Source organism: Paraburkholderia sp. SIMBA_053 (assembly GCF_046534895.1).
In the GTDB taxonomy this organism is placed as follows: domain Bacteria; phylum Pseudomonadota; class Gammaproteobacteria; order Burkholderiales; family Burkholderiaceae; genus Paraburkholderia; species Paraburkholderia caledonica.
The window spans coordinates 1-265 of record NZ_JAWRXU010000859.1 but is presented as its reverse complement, the minus strand read 5'-3'; the positions used below and the strand labels follow the sequence as shown (position 1 = coordinate 265).

The window sequence follows — 265 nt, the reverse complement described above, 5'->3', positions numbered from 1 at the left end:
TCGCGGATCCTGCAGGGAATCGGCGGCGCGATGATGGTGCCGGTAGGCCGCCTTGCCGTGCTGCGCAGCACCGAGAAGCGTCACCTGATGCGCTCCATAGCGTATATCACGTGGCCTGGCCTCGCCGCACCGGTATTGGGTCCAGCGCTGGGCGGGTTTATCTCGACCTATTTCGACTGGCGCTGGATCTTTCTGCTCAATGTACCGATCGGTTTGCTGGGTCTGGCGCTAACCGCCCTTTTCATTCCGAACTACCGCGAACCCA

Annotated in this window: 1 protein-coding gene; it reads left to right on the top strand. The window is 61.5% G+C overall.

From position 1 onward, the window contains the following. On the top strand, positions 1-265 hold a 265-nt coding region (locus SB753_RS38025; RefSeq protein ID WP_410805285.1), incomplete at both ends, for an MFS transporter.